The sequence below is a fragment of the Edaphobacter modestus genome (assembly GCF_004217555.1).
Lineage (GTDB): Bacteria > Acidobacteriota > Terriglobia > Terriglobales > Acidobacteriaceae > Edaphobacter > Edaphobacter modestus.
The window spans coordinates 247,338-262,020 of record NZ_SHKW01000001.1 but is presented as its reverse complement, the minus strand read 5'-3'; the positions used below and the strand labels follow the sequence as shown (position 1 = coordinate 262,020).

At 51.4% G+C, this 14,683-nt stretch carries 11 protein-coding genes; all 11 read right to left on the bottom strand.

The window, feature by feature from the left end:
• Positions 1–135: 135 nt before the first annotated feature.
• Positions 136–1,203, bottom strand: coding sequence for an NAD-dependent epimerase/dehydratase family protein (locus tag BDD14_RS01110; protein ID WP_130417206.1), 1,068 nt, complete (start codon positions 1,201–1,203; stop codon positions 136–138).
• 843 nt (positions 1,204–2,046) lie between these two features.
• Positions 2,047–3,249: a lipopolysaccharide biosynthesis protein gene (locus BDD14_RS01105; protein WP_130417205.1), complete on the bottom strand. Its 1,203-nt coding sequence runs from the start codon at positions 3,247–3,249 to the stop codon at positions 2,047–2,049.
• Between the two features lie 135 nt (positions 3,250–3,384).
• A complete protein-coding gene (gene asnB / locus BDD14_RS01100; protein WP_130417204.1) occupies positions 3,385–5,214 on the bottom strand; it encodes an asparagine synthase (glutamine-hydrolyzing) in 1,830 nt (609 codons plus the stop codon).
• 156 nt (positions 5,215–5,370) lie between these two features.
• Entirely contained in the window at positions 5,371–7,014 is a 1,644-nt protein-coding gene (locus BDD14_RS01095) for a Rieske 2Fe-2S domain-containing protein (protein WP_130417203.1), read from the bottom strand.
• 232 nt (positions 7,015–7,246) lie between these two features.
• A complete protein-coding gene (locus BDD14_RS01090) occupies positions 7,247–8,281 on the bottom strand; it encodes a hypothetical protein (protein ID WP_130417202.1) in 1,035 nt (344 codons plus the stop codon).
• Between the two features lie 9 nt (positions 8,282–8,290).
• Positions 8,291–8,599 carry an MBL fold metallo-hydrolase gene (locus tag BDD14_RS01085; RefSeq protein WP_130417201.1) on the bottom strand — a complete coding sequence of 103 codons (309 nt, stop codon included), beginning with the start codon at positions 8,597–8,599 and terminating at the stop codon, positions 8,291–8,293.
• A gap of 73 nt (positions 8,600–8,672) precedes the next feature.
• Positions 8,673–9,848: a glycosyltransferase family 4 protein gene (locus BDD14_RS01080; RefSeq protein ID WP_130417200.1), complete on the bottom strand. Its 1,176-nt coding sequence runs from the start codon at positions 9,846–9,848 to the stop codon at positions 8,673–8,675.
• A gap of 676 nt (positions 9,849–10,524) precedes the next feature.
• Positions 10,525–11,352 carry a glycosyltransferase gene (locus tag BDD14_RS01070; RefSeq protein WP_165419854.1) on the bottom strand — a complete coding sequence of 276 codons (828 nt, stop codon included), beginning with the start codon at positions 11,350–11,352 and terminating at the stop codon, positions 10,525–10,527.
• 978 nt (positions 11,353–12,330) lie between these two features.
• Entirely contained in the window at positions 12,331–12,651 is a 321-nt protein-coding gene (locus BDD14_RS01065) for a hypothetical protein (RefSeq protein ID WP_130417198.1), read from the bottom strand.
• Between the two features lie 92 nt (positions 12,652–12,743).
• Positions 12,744–13,457 carry a sugar transferase gene (locus tag BDD14_RS01060; protein ID WP_165419853.1) on the bottom strand — a complete coding sequence of 238 codons (714 nt, stop codon included), beginning with the start codon at positions 13,455–13,457 and terminating at the stop codon, positions 12,744–12,746.
• A 13-nt stretch (positions 13,458–13,470) separates the two neighbouring features.
• Complete coding sequence (locus tag BDD14_RS01055) at positions 13,471–14,655, bottom strand: DegT/DnrJ/EryC1/StrS family aminotransferase (protein WP_130417196.1); 1,185 nt, start codon at positions 14,653–14,655, stop codon at positions 13,471–13,473.
• Between the last annotated feature and the right edge of the window lie 28 nt (positions 14,656–14,683).

Below are 14,683 nucleotides of genomic sequence, written 5' to 3'. Positions count from 1 at the left end.
CAAAAAGGCTCGACTGGATTGTCCAATAGGCCAACTCAGAAACAAAGCGCTGAATCCCCACCCAACGAATGTAACCAGCATAAAGCGATTCTGCAACTTCAAAAACATTCTTTTACGCACCTTGATCAGTAAATGTTATGCGGCACTCCCGACAAGCTCAGCCGTAGATTGCAACTGGCGCCCATTCTTCCAACTTTCGCTGATGAGTTGGCGGGTTCTCTTCACATTTACGTAGACGGGATCCGCAATGTCGATTCCATTCGCTTCGGACAATTTCTGCTGGATCTCGGCGATACCCTGCGCCACCGTAAACTCGGTCTTGTAAGAAAGAGTTTCTGTGATTTTTGAGAAATCCACATCGTAGTCCCGAAGATCGACCGATTCGGAGATAAATTTGACTCGCACACCGGGGATAGAGGAAAGGACGAGGTCGGTAATATCGAGGATGCGATGATTATTGGAATCGGCCCCGACGTTGAAAATTTCACTTGAAATAAGTGAAATTTCGCTGGTTAGAACTGTAACAAAGGCACGGGCAGCATCTTTTACATGTAAGAAAGGCCGTCGCTGGCTTCCGCCACATATTTCCAGTGTCTCTTTCCTGCATGCTCTTGCCGTTAACACATTAACTACTAGATCGAAACGCATCCGGTTGGACCAACCGAATAATGTAGCAAGTCGCAAAATGCTTGGGTGAAAGCAGTCATCGGCCATTCCCCGAAGGGCCTTCTCGCAAGCAAGTTTATCCTGTGCATAGAAAGACAGTGGGCATGTGGCGGAGCCTTCACTAAGATGGACTACGTCGGAACTCGACTTGCCATATACGCTGCAACTGGATGCAAAGATAAATCTGTGAATTCCAAGCCACTTGCAGATGTGAGCCAGAGTAAGAACACTTCGATAGTTACAACTGTATGTAAAGCCTATATCGAGGTCGCAAGCGGGATCCCCGACCAGCCCGGCTACCCATATCACAGCATCACAGCCTCGAAGATGCGGCAGCACCTCATCTCCGTGCGGAACATCGATCTTCAAGCTGCTAAAGTACGGATGATTCCGAAGTGGGCGCAAGCCGTCGTCACCAAACCAGAGCGGATCAATCGATACAACCTGGATTCCCTGGCTGACCAGATGGACACACAAGGTACTTCCTAGATATCCTGCGCCGCCGATGACAGCGACACGCTTGATTTGTTCTGCCATGATAGTTCTCCTCGAACTTGCACTAATCCAACTGCCGATGCTGATCGCCAGTCTTTTTATTGTTCATTCTGTTTGCAGAGTAAGTCGCGACTGCTTCTACGCCGGTTACTTAATATTGTTAGGTCCATCGGTTGTCAGCTAGCCGATATCCCGCATCCTCCTGAAGGAGGCGAGCACAACAGGGCTGTTGAATATTCAAGAACGCATGTCTGTGGCCGCGACTAGTGAGGAAGAGCGTCGAAAGCGGTAATGGAGTAGATAGCAAATTGCCCTGCTGCACGCGCCAGAATCCAAGGCGTGTGCAGCGGCCTAAAACCGACGGCGGTCATTAACGGATTGATTACCCAAGCTTGCCATCCGATTGCGTCTACCACTATTGAAGCGGCCTTGGCCTAATCTGTTCTGAAATTGAGCGCGTACCGAATAAGTGTCTACAAATTAGACATAATGAAAATGGAAACCAAAGGCCTAAACCATCAATGCACAGCACTTAATGCTCAAGAATGGCATGGTGACTTTAGATTCATCGCTCTTGAGGGGATGGGTAACAAAGGGACACGATAAATTTAGGCCAGCCAAAGCGAATACCACAAACCAAAACAGAGGGCTAACAGAAGCGGGCCGCTGGATCCCACCCCGCAGCAGCGTGACCTGAATTCGCCCCTGTCGTGGAATCCCTCGTAACCGTTAAAGTAGCAGACTAACACCATGGTTGTTCGGGAGCGTAGAAGACCGCCCGGTTGAAAGCTGCTCTTCGTCGATGCACTGAACTGTCCTGGTGCAGTATGTAAGGATTTTAGGGAGACCTGATGAACGCCACGATGAGGGTGTTTTTACAGGAACTTATAGCTGAATTGGTACTTGTACTGCAGTGGATGCGATTCGACGTAGCACGAAGTAATAGACGACTTTGGAGCCTGTATTCATCGCGCTCATAGCGGTGACCATATGGAGCATCGGCCAATCAAGGCGTCTCGCGAACCAGAAGACCAAGAGGTTTCCACCGAGAATGAAGATGTCGTAGATCAGTTTCAAGCGTTGACCATGCAACACGAACACTAACCGGCTCAACGGGCTAACGACAAACGATGTCAGAAACCAGGGAGCTACGATTGCAGCAATGATGCCCGAAAGCCTCCATTTTACTCCGAATACAAAAAGGAAGATCGACTCACCGTAGAAGAAGACCGCCAATGCCGGGACGATACCCATAGCAAGCAAGCCGAGGGTGGTGCTATGGAAAAACCACAGCAGACGTTTTGGATCTTCGCGAGCAAAAAGCGCAGCGCGGCTATGGAAAGCGTCAGCCATGCTGGAGCCGATCAGAACGACAGGTACGGCCAGGACTCTCCACACGAGGGAGTAATAACCACCAGCATCTGCGCCGTAAAGCGTTATCAACAGCGGCAGGGGAAGGCTCGTGCCGAGCACATTTAGCAGCGATGAGGGTGTTGAGTATAAGGGAAATTGCCGATTGCCCCTCAGCGCCTTTGAGACATCCCGAAAGTTGAAACCATAGTCGCGCACCACGGGCCAGGTACTTCGCAACATACGGCTCATCCCGGCACCCCGCCCAACGACTTCCCCCACTAACAAACCGAAAGAATGTGAGCCGATAACTCCCAAGGCGAGTTGCGATACGCTGCGTCCGCCGTTCTGGAAGATGAGTGCCTGCGATACTTGGTCAAACCTTTCGTTACGAAGTGCCCAATATCGAAGAACCGAGAATAAGCCAGCGAACAAGATGGTTGGAACCATCAACACCGCAGCGTACGCCGGTAGAACACCGAAGCCAACAAGCGAGAAGTGAATCAGGACATACAGTAGAAGGCCGCCCGCTACACTCATCGGTATGGCTAATAACATCGCCAGAATTGCGAGTTGCGCCGCCTCCTTCTGATGTGGGGCAGAGACGATTGCAACGTCATATTGGAGCGAAGCTGCCACTGCAGCAACAGCGAAGAATGCATTGAACAGCCCTAAATTACCGATGTCATTCGGCAGATATAACCGTGTTAGGATTGGTTCCGCCGCAAGAGTGAACAAGTGCCCCAACGAGGCTCCGCCACTAAGCACGGCCACATTCGTCGCGAACGGAAAGTCGCGGCGCAAGTTGACGAACCGCCTGACGATCACCTCCGTCATACCTTGCACCGACAAACTAGTCACCATCGTTTGACCTCAAAAGGCACGTCGCATCCATCGTTCTGCAATGAACGTGCGCGCTATGTCACTCTCCGGGATAGCAGCGCCGCGCTGGAATCGATCGTAATACTTGAGAAATTCCTGGTCATTCAATATGCCTAATCGGGAAAGCTCACTATTGTGAAACGTGCTTCGAATCAAATGTTTTAGATCATTCTTTAGCCAATTTTGTTCCGGAGTTAAAAACCCCTGTTTGTCACGCCGCCATCTAATGGCGTCGGGCAACTCGGGAAACGCATGGCGCAATAGGTATTTTGTCCACCCATTCCTGATCTTCCATTCAGGTGGAATATTTAGGAGGAGTTCGACCAGTCTGTGATCGAGAAAGGGGTGTCTCACCTCCAGCGAATGTGCCATCGAGTTCCGATCCTCGTAATGTGTCAGGGCTGGAACAGAGTACTTCTCGATGTCTGCGATCTGGCGAGATGCAATGTCGCCACACGCCCAAATGGGCACTGACGCGTGTCCCGATTTGAATGCACGGTCCAGCCTCGTACCGAGCGTCGGTATATAACGCCGAGCTGAACGCAATGTGAATTGATGCACTACTGTGCGCTGATACAGGCTCGCACCTAATTGGAATATTGCCTGCGAATACCTGCGCTGGAGATACAACAATTTCAAGTGAAAGAAAAAGAATTTCAAATAGCCGAGGAGGACTTCATCCCCTCCCTGGCCACTCAGAAGTACGGTGACATCCGTTTCCTGCTTGATAGCACGGAATAATTTGTATTGTGCCACTACGCTGAAGCCGCCGACGGGCTCATCGCTGTGATCGAGCACCTTATCTAGATCCTGAAGAACATCGTCGCATCGGAAAACAGTTTGACGGTTCTTCAGTCCCGTCTCGACCAAGACGTTGATATAGCGGCGCTCGTCGCAAAGGCCGTCCTCAGATACGATCGAATAGCTGTCGACTCGGTCACCACTAGTCATTCTGCAGCCGACCGCAATCGCAGACGAATCGAGTCCACCGCTCAAGAGTACCCCCACCTGTACGTCACTGCGGAGGCGTAGCTTGATGCTATCGAGAAATAACTCGCGAAACTGTTCCTCGGCTTCCTGCAGTGAACTAATGTGATTGGTACGGTCAAAGTTCCAATACGCGCTTTCGCTAATATCCCCCGTGTCGAGCGCAATAACGATGTTCGTCCGCGGCGCTGCCTTGACGATCCCCTCGAAAAAAGTCGCGCGCGAATGATCGAGCAATCCTTGCGTGATGAATGCCGACATGGTCTCGGCATTCAGCCGGCGCGTCGGTAGGAGAGGAAGAAGCTGCTTGATTTCGCTCGCGAAGTAGGTGCAGCCGGGAAGGGGTAAAAGATACAATGGCTTGATGGAAAAACGATCTCTGCTCAGCACTACGCGTCGATTCGGCACGTCAACGATGGCAAACGCCCACATACCGTTAAGACGATTGAACCCCTGCTCTCCATATTCACTGTAAACATGCAAAATGACTTCAGTATCCGTGTCAGTAGTGAATTTATGCCCTTTGGCCTGCAACTCCCGCCGCAGTTCCAGGTAATTGAAGATTTCACCGTTGTACGCGATCCAGAGACCTTGCTGATCCGTCATCGGCTGGTGACCGTTCGAGGTGAGATCGAGTATCGACAGACGACGATTCCCGAGAAACACGTCGAAACAGTCACCTACCTGACCTCCCGACTGCTTAAGCTTCAGCCGGCAGACGCCGTGATCATCAGGTCCCCGATAAGATGTCACGTCGTTGAGTTTCGAAAAACGCTCGAATGCAGCGCGATCGAAAAAGCCCTCAATGTTTACGGCGCCGAATATTCCGCACATAGTGTTCGGCCGCTCCGATGCGGCGAGCTATACTTTTCCCGTACTTTCAGTTGATTGCGTGCGGCTCCGAGAACCAGTCAGTGCGCCGGGCGATAAGACGCTCGACTACTGCAACGCTCCTTGCAACAACCTTTAGGAATGGGCTTCGCCACCAAATTAGGTCCGGTCCGGCGACTGCACGGACACTTCGTGTCTCAGATCCGCCTCGATTTCGCTCGGGCAGGAAGTTGACGATTCCTCGGCAGCCACTTCAAGGCACACTGCCTGGACGCTCATTGCATTTGTGGTGCACTGGCCTCCGCTCAGCAAATCAAACTGCCATCTATGCCGGGGGCATGTGAGGAACCGGCCCTGATCAATCCATCCGCACGAAAGATCGCCTCCCTGGTGCGGACAGTAACGCCTGACTGAAAACTTTCTGCCTTCAGCTTCTACGATGAAGCGCTCTTCCTGAGCTTCAAGTTGAAGTAGCAGATCGCAGTACCCCCCAAGATCCTCAGCCTCCATCACTAGGAACGCATGCAAGATAGGATCGTAGACATCGGGGTCTCGTTTCAAGCGGAGCCGAAACGTGAGTGCAAACTCTTCCCATGTCAACTCATGATTCAGGACCTTTGCTATCTGCCATGCCGGAGCAGAAATCTCATAGTATTTAGAGTCGTTGTTCCCTGAAACATACTCTACGACTCTGCGTCCGAAGTCGACTCGCAACATCGGCTTGGCCTCCTCACCGAGCCGAAAGTACAGTGGCGAAGTAACCCGGTCCGCCAGGCTCAACCGCCTAAGCTTGATTTCGAGTTCCCCCCTGAGCGCCTCGAGGTTTTGCTCTTCGTTCGCACGGCCATGTAACGACAGACGTTCCTCAAAATACTTGCTGTACGAGGCCGCATATTCGGCTAGGTATGCCTCAGCCGTCATCTCATCGAAGCGCCTTTCCGCGAATGAAATAACTCGGCAGGATGAGGCATTGAGCACATCGCCCGGCATCATTTCCGGAGCAAAGACTGAAGTGTTCCGTAGCCGCTGATCTAAATATTGAATGATCTTATTCGCCCTCGGAAAAATGTTTACGTGTTGGTGATTGAGATGAAACAACATCGGATCCAGAAAGCATGGCGGTCCCGCAGATGGGATATACACATCCGGGCGAATCACTTCGATCGCCTTGGCGACTGATTCGAACTTCGCCAAATATTTCTTCTTCGAGTACGTCTCGTACTTGTCAACCGGGTAGTCGTAACAAGTCGGATGCCACGTCGCGCCGGAAAACTGGCATGCGAAGACTTTGATAGGACCCTCTTCTTGAACAATCTCAGCCAGCGTGTCAAACAGCTTGCAATCGTTCAGATTGAGGAATGCGTTTCCGCCGGCTTTGATCAAGATCGCCGAGTCACGGTTCAACTGCGAGTCGTCCACGTAGAACTTCAAGAATCCCCCAGGAATCTGGATCATCTGTTTGTGGTGGAAGAAGATCAACTCCTCGCATGCGTAGTCGGAGAAACGAGACATCAACACTGAACGGCTGAACGCAGGAAGCAGGAGCGTGAACCTCCGAGCCGGCAGGCTGTTCAGAAATTCAATATCCAGATGGTCCTGATGCTCGTGGCTGATGTAAAGGAAGATGGGCCGCCGGGGATCCTGTAGCTTTTCGTAAACAAGAGACGCCAGATGATGATTGCGGGGCAACTGAAACCAGGACGCATCGAACGCGCCAGTTGGCGACAGCCACGGATCCATGATAACAACAACGTCATTGGTTTCTGCAATGAAGCCAGCGTGTCCCAAGTATGTAATATTCATGGTCAAGTTCCTGCCGTTTTTCGATGTCTCTGAATTCCACTTAGGGTGAAATGGTTGGCTATCAGCTGTCGTTAAGCTAAGGACTGCTACCACCGTAGGAAGCAAATGTTGCGAATGACAATCCGCAGTGCATCGCAAGTCCAGGTGCAAAGACGACAACGAAGTAGTATTAACCCGATTTTCGCCGCAACGGGGTGGATTTAACGCTACCGCCTATGGAGGGTAGCAGGCCCTAAGCGGCACGGTCTGCTGCTATCGATGACCCTCGCCCGCAGGCACCCGCAAAATCTGACTCTTTGCGCCGGATGAACCGCGCCCACATGCGATAACACAGCTCACGACGCTTCGCCCAGAGAAACTCAATGGTTCGCCATGCCTGGCGCACACTACTGAAGTTCAAGAACTCCGTCGAGAGGATGTTGAGGTAGAACACTAGAGGGTTCGGCTCTTTGAAGCGGCGGTCAAAGTACATGCCGGAAGACTCCATCGCTGCCCAGCCCCAACTGTATGCGAACGCATACCACGCCACTTGGCTGCACATCACGTACCGTGCAACATCGCGCCTCTCTTCCGTGGCATCCTGAACCTCGCATGTACCCGCCGGATGCACCCTCAAAACCTTGTCTAGATCATGCAGGTATATTGAAAACGGTTTGATTCGTCCGATGGTGAATTTGCCAAACCGCGCGCGCACCGCTCGTAAAGTCCTATCTACTGCCCGTTGAACGATGTCTATCGGGATCGTGGACGGAGTCGGATCGATCACCTTTGGCCGAGCCACATCGTTCATGTATTTTTCGATGGCCTCGGTTGAGCTGAACGTTCGCACATCTGAGTCCCATTCGTCACCTGGGTACATGAAATTCACACCCGGCAGCCCCAGATCTGCAACGCGCCGTGGAGTAACGGCAAACTCATTCATCCAACTGTTCTCCTGGCTACAGAAGTATATGAGACTGGCGAACGGAATCGTCGCCTCCGGCTTCAGCAAATTCACTCGTTGCTGCACTTCTCGCAGTTTGATCTCAACCTCTCCCAGTTCATCGGCGCAGTTTCCGATCCAGTTCGCAAAAGAGAACTGGGTCAGCAGCACTGTTACTTTTCCGACGAGTTTCGAGATGTACGCCAGATGGGCCGGCTCGATCATGCAATCGTTGAGGTTCAATACACTCAGCCCCTCAGCGCGAACCGCTATCCAGGAGTCCATCGACCCGGTAGAGCCGCACATCACTTCTACCCCGCCGCGCAGCGATATCCACTTGTTCAAGGTGAGTTCCTAGACGTTGGTGTACCCCAATCCTCGCAATACCTTGGGTATGCGCAGCGACGCATGCTTCTGGTAGAGCACGGTCAGGCGATTCTTTTCCTGAGGAGGAAGGCCCTTGAGCGTCGGAAAATGAAGGTGATCGGGGTGCTGATGGGATATCCAGACGTAATCGATCTTTTCCCAAGGCACCGTAGCAGCAGGACTTAGCAGAGCCCAACCTCGGTTAAATGCCTTTCCGAACAACCACGGATCAGATAAGAGTGTGACTTCACCATTTTCGACACTGAAGCTCGCATGGCTCACAAATCGTAACTTCATAAGTAGTTCGAGGGACCTCTGAATACCGGGGTCAAGAACAACCTTTAGCCGTATCACTCCTTGCCTAATTCGTTTACGCCGCCATCGCTTCCGTCTTCAAGACCTTATACTCATTCAGCAGCGCTGAATAGAATGACAGCAGTACTTGCTCTTCATGTGCCCAGCTAAAGCGTTCTTCAGCCGCTTTGCGACCTCGCTGCCCCATTGCTTCAGCTTCGTCAGGATTTCTTATCAAATGCTCAATTGCAGCAGCGATATCGCGAACGTTGAAGGGATCTACAAGGAATCCGCAACCAGCCTTACGGATGATACTGCGCCACAGCGGAAAATCAGAAGCAACCACAGGAATTCCCGCAGCCATATACTCGAAGAGCTTGGTTGGCTGTGAGGTCAAGTAGGCTTCGTCAGGGTGCACGACCACCAACCCAACCTGCACCCTATTCAGCAAAGAAGCAATACCGTTGCGATCGAGTTCGCCGTGCCAATTGACATGTCTCCAGCACGGTTCAGCCGTCAGTTCAGCTTCCTGTTCTTGCACATAAAACCAGCCGCCCAACTCGAGCTTTAGATGCAGTGTACCCGGAAGCAGCTCCATGGCCGTCAACATCTCCCGAATGCCTCGCTCGTACGATATTCCGCCATAGTAGGCAACGGCCGGGTCGCGACGCTTCCATTCCAACCTCGTTGACGGGACAAACTCCTCGAGCATAACGAAGTTATTTACGACAACGGTATTGCGATGTATGGATCTAAATCGATTCGCCAGAGCTGGGGTAGCCGTGACCAGCCCGCTCATCTGACGTGCGGCAGCATCCTCCACCCGTTCTACGATCCACATTAAAGGCTTTTGGAGAAATCTAGGAATATAAGCCTTTAAAAGTATTGTTCTAGGTAAGTCCTCGTGTATATCATAAACCACTCTTTTTCCGGCTGCCCGGAGAACAAGCCCCACGATGAGGAGCTCCGGATCGTGAATGTGATAAACGTCCGCTGTCGCCTCAAATGCTGCTTTGTACATCTTAGCCAGTTTGATCGTCATTCTTTGGATCCTACCGTTAGCCAAGCCCAATCCTTGAATTTTTACCCCGTCAACAGTCTCATCGCAGACGTGGTTTCCCAATGCAATGACCTCATAACCTGCACGCGCCAGTGAACGGCATTCTTTATGAAAGATGCGGACATCCAACGGCGGATGTGCGGATGTCAGGTGTACAATGCGATACGTGCCGGGACTAATGACTGTGGACATTGATTAATTCTGGGCGTTGATAGTCCCAGATCTCCTGGGTGCGAAAAACGCGGTCAGCTGCAGGCCATCGTAACGAGTTCCGGCGCGGGAATATTCGTGGCACATCGTTCGATGCGAAGAAATGCAAATTGCTTGCTATTTGGAAATCTGTTCATTGATTTCCGTTTTGCTGCCTTTTATCCGGGTACGGTACCGCTGAAGGATAGGTAGAACGCGGTCTGCAGCAGAATGCCACAGTCGTTTCCCTCTGCACGAATAGCTATCCAAGAATCCGTCGACCCTGCCGAGCCACACATCACTTCTACCCCGCCGCGCAGTGGTGTCCATTTGTTCAACTTGAGCTCTTGGACGATGGGATATCCCAATCCTTGCAATACTCTAGGAATGCTCTCGTTGTTGAGTGGTGAGGCTCTTGAGGGTGGGAAAGTGGAGATGATCGGGGTGCTGGTGAGAAATCCAGACGTAATCGATTGTTTCCCAAGGCACAGTTGCTGCAGGGCTTACCAGGGCCTACCCTTTGTTGAATGCTTTGCCAAACACCCATGGATCGCACACAAAAGTGTGGTGCCGTTACTCTCAACACTAAAGCTTGCGTGGCTCACAAATCGGATGTTCATCGCCATTCCACAGTGTGTTTGATCTAGAGTGATAGACGTGAATGTTTTCATCAACTAATTCACGCCACTAGAACTACTGCATCCAACACCCACGCCACTAGAACTACTGCATCTAACACCCTACGATTGGGTAGCAGGGACGAATAAAACGACAATAACGTTTGCTCCTCATTTGCCCAATTGAAGCGCTTTTCGACGGCTCTGCGCCCGCGTTGCCCCATTGTTTCCGCTTCGCGGGGATTCGACACCAGATACTCAATGGCTGCGGCAATTGCTTGGGTATCAAACGGGTTTACGATTAGTCCGCAACTAGCCTCCTGAATAATGCTTCGCCAGAGCGGAAAATCAGAAACGATCACTGGAATCCCAGCGGCCATGTACTCGAAGAGTTTGGTGGGCTGTGAAGTAATAAAGGTCTTTTCAGGATGAAGTATCACCAATCCAGCTAACACCCTGCTGAGTAAAAGGGTAAGGCCATTGCGGTCTAGCTCACCGTGCCAATTCACATGTTGCCATTGCGGTGTCGTGGCGAGGTCAGTCAATAGTGCTTTCACATAGAACCATCCCGCCAACTCGAGTTTTACGTCAAGCGTTCGCGGCAACAGGTCCATTGCTGTCAACATCTCCCTTATACCGCGTGCTTCAGAGATTCCGCCGAAGTATGTGACCGTTTGATGGCGGCTGTTCCAGTCCACATTCGCTGGTCGGGAAAAGTCTTCAAGAATGGGATAATTGTTCACAGTAACAATATTACGGTGCACGATGATGAAGCGATCCTTGAGCGCCGGAGTAGCTGTGATCAACCCACTCATAAAACCCGCAGCCGCGTCCTCCATGCGCTTCACGATCCATCGCAAGGGTTTGCGGATCAGCTTCGGCAGATACATTTTTAGAAGTATCTTCGTTGGGAGATCTTCGTGAATGTCATAGACAACCCGTCTGCCCGCAGCGCGGAGCACTAGACCTACGAGGAGCAAGTCTGGATCATGGACGTGGTACAGATCACCGTCGACCCGAAACGCCTCTCGGCAAATAGAAAACAGTCTACTGGTGAATCTCTGAAATCGATCCTTACTCGAGCCCAATCCCCGCAGCCTGACTCCGTCAACGATGCCGTTGAGATCGTAGTTCCCCACTTGCATAACCTCGTAACCCGCGCGTGCGAGCGATCGGCATTCTTTATGAAAAATGCGCCCGTCCAGCGCAGGGTGAGCAGAGGTCAGGTGTACGATGCGATACGTCTTACCGTCAATAACCCTGGACCTTGCGTGTTTCCCAAAGTTTTCAATCCAGCGTCGTAGGCTTGTGACAAACATTACTTGCCCCTCTAGACGATCAAGATTGGCGTAACATATCGATTCGCACACACTGGTCACATTCCTTCGCGGTTAAACCAATGCTTCACAAATCGGCTGCATTGTTCCATCGAAGCGAGCTCCGGCACAGGAATACTCGTGGCAGATCGTTCGACGCGAAGAAAGCAAGTAGGGTCGAGACCGGCACGAACCAACCATTCCGAGCTGCAAGTCTGCGCAACAGCTCCTCGGTCCTCGCATGGACGATGCCATCCTTGACGAAGCCACAAGCAAAGTGCGCGTACATGATACATACACCTCCTTCCGCTTCGAGGCGATCCTGGTTCGATTCAGAAAGCGTTTCACAGAAGCTTGCCGCATTCCCTCCCTGCAACTGCTAAACCAATAATTAACGAAGGGCCGCGCTTGATCGTGATATGGCATCGTGGGATTTATCCGATCCAGGTTGATTTCTCTAAAGACAACATTGCGAACATAATCTACTGTGCCGCGGCATAGATCACACCAGAAAACGGAGTGCCAGAATCGTGCCCCTCAAAAATGTGTCTGTCATGCAACGCCGTACCAGCTGAATATAGAAGTCGCAGCCTGCTGAAACGTGCAGATCCCCAGTATATGTTGTCGCGATTTATAGAAATGATTGGCATGAACACGGGGGCAGCGACCGAGCGACTGTCGAAATTCCTCCAATCCCTGTTTGGTTATTTCGGGCGTTGAGTCATGATTGCGCACATTGTGCAACGAGATTTCAAAGCCTAGCTCTTTCAGGTCGAGAACGAATTTAAGATAATTATCTTCCTGAAGACTAGAGCCACCCTGACGTCCATCGGGAACACTTGCTAGTGGCCAGACCGATTTCGTTGTCCTCATGCCTAGCTCTCCAAGCAGGCGATATATAGGCCTGACATTTTCGACGGTACTCAAATCGGTATCATCGAGAATCGTAAAATGCAAATTGTTTATTATCTGGAAATCTGTACATTGATTTCCGTTTCGCTGATATTTCTCTGAGTACGGTACCGCTGAAACATTGGTAGGAACACTGTCTGAAGCAGAATGCCACAGTCGCTTCGGAACGTCGCCCGCGCAGCGTACTCACTGTCAAGCCTCGCCTTCTGTGGAAGGACTTGCTGAAGATAGAACGATGCTAGGCATTCTGCCGGAACCTGCGCCAGTAGTTGTTCTTCGTCACTGAATGCAAGACTTGCGGCTCCTGTCAAACCAGGAGTCAATTCAAGAACCCGCCGATCTTCTGTCCTGGCTTGCGACCAGAATTGCTCTAGATCAGGTCTCGGGCCAACCAAGGTCATTTCCCCTTTCAGCACATTGATCAGTTGCGGTAACTCATCAAGTTTTCTTTTTCGTAGCCAGCGTCCTATACCGGTTACACGGGAATCGCCATCGCGAGTTAACCCGGGTCCACTGTACATGGTGATTTTCATGGTGCGGAACTTCAGCAAAGCAAACTCCTGGCCGTAGCGGCCTACCCGTTTTTGCACGAAAAGAATTGGTTTACCTGAGCTGATTAGGATAGCTAGGGATATCACGAAGATCGCCGGTAACAGCAGAACCAAACCAAGAGCAGCGGCAACGATATCTATCCATCGTCTTCTACGGGATGTGTACCAGTTTGACCCAACAATCGACTCTAACGGCGTGTAAATGTTAGCGAGCACACAACCTCCGACCCTAAGAAGCACAGATAGACATACGTCGGCAGTTCTTCTGAACAAATTGTTCGACCGAGGCTGTCACCCTCTCCACATCCGCCTCGTTCATATCTGGATATATTGGTAGAGAGACACAGCGTGTGAACGCGTCCTCCGCATTTGGGAAGTCGCCAGAACGATATCCATACCGCTCCCGGTAATATGGATGCAGGTGCAGAGGTATAAAATGAACACTTGTGCCGACGCCTGCTTGTTTTAATTGATGGATCAAATCATTGCGGCCCGTTGCAAGCATTTCGGGTCGAAGCCGCAATATGAAGAGATGCCAGGAATGCGTGACATTCACGTCTCCCGTAGGCGGCATTTCCAACTCCTCTATACGGGATAGTCTTCGCAAATAGAGGTCAGCAATTTCTCGGCGACGCAGGTGGAACGCCTCCGCCTTTTTTAGCTGCGCCAATCCTAATGCTGCGAGCAAGTCAGGCATGTTCGCTTTTAATCCCGCATCGACAATTTCGTAATACCATGAGCCCTGATTGGAATATCGCTTCCACGCATCGCCACTTATGCCGTGCAATCGCATCATTGATGCTCGCCTAGCACGTGTCTCATCGTTAGTGGTTAGCATCCCCCCCTCGCCGGTAGTGATTGTCTTAGTTGCGTAAAAACTGAATGCAGTGAGTTCTGAAATTGACCCAACGCGCCGCCCGGCATAGCTGGCCGGAAGGGCATGCGCCGCATCTTCAATCAGGTGGATAGAATGACGCTCCGCAAGCTGACGAAGCGCCTCTAAATTGCAAGGTTCACCTGCTATGTGCACAGCAATGATGGCGCGTGTTTTAGGTGTGATACGGCTAGAGGCATCTGCGGGATCAATATTGAAGCCACCCGGCAGACTGTCGCAAAGTACCGGTCGCGCTCCTAGGTAGACCACGACCTCAGCCGTCGCAGCGAAGGTGTAACTAGGCACTAATACTTCGTCCCCGGCAGTTATACCTATCGAATCGAGTGCTAAATGGAGAGCGGCTGTACACGAATTTACTGCCACCGCATATTTGCAGTCTACAAATTCCGCAAACTCGCGCTCAAACTGCTGAGTGACTGGTCCCGTAGTCAACCAGCGAGATTCAAGAACTTCACGTACGGCCAGTAATTCCTCTGGGCCGATCGATGGACGATGAAAAGGAATCCAGTTATCCTTCATAATAACGCTCCAATTCGGGACGTTAGTT

Excerpts from the sequence above, each read along its gene's own strand:
- BDD14_RS01110 (WP_130417206.1), bottom strand. The coding sequence starts at position 1,203 with ATGGCAGAACAAATCAAGCGTGTCGCTGTCATCGGCGGCGCAGGATAT.
- asnB (WP_130417204.1), bottom strand. The coding sequence starts at position 5,214 with ATGTGCGGAATATTCGGCGCCGTAAACATTGAGGGCTTTTTCGATCGC.
- BDD14_RS01095 (WP_130417203.1), bottom strand. The coding sequence starts at position 7,014 with ATGAATATTACATACTTGGGACACGCTGGCTTCATTGCAGAAACCAAT.
- BDD14_RS01085 (WP_130417201.1), bottom strand. The coding sequence starts at position 8,599 with ATGAAGTTACGATTTGTGAGCCATGCGAGCTTCAGTGTCGAAAATGGT.
- BDD14_RS01080 (WP_130417200.1), bottom strand. The coding sequence starts at position 9,848 with ATGTCCACAGTCATTAGTCCCGGCACGTATCGCATTGTACACCTGACA.
- BDD14_RS01070 (WP_165419854.1), bottom strand. The coding sequence starts at position 11,352 with ATGTATCTGCCGAAGCTGATCCGCAAACCCTTGCGATGGATCGTGAAG.
- BDD14_RS01065 (WP_130417198.1), bottom strand. The coding sequence starts at position 12,651 with ATGAGGACAACGAAATCGGTCTGGCCACTAGCAAGTGTTCCCGATGGA.
- BDD14_RS01055 (WP_130417196.1), bottom strand. The coding sequence starts at position 14,655 with ATGAAGGATAACTGGATTCCTTTTCATCGTCCATCGATCGGCCCAGAG.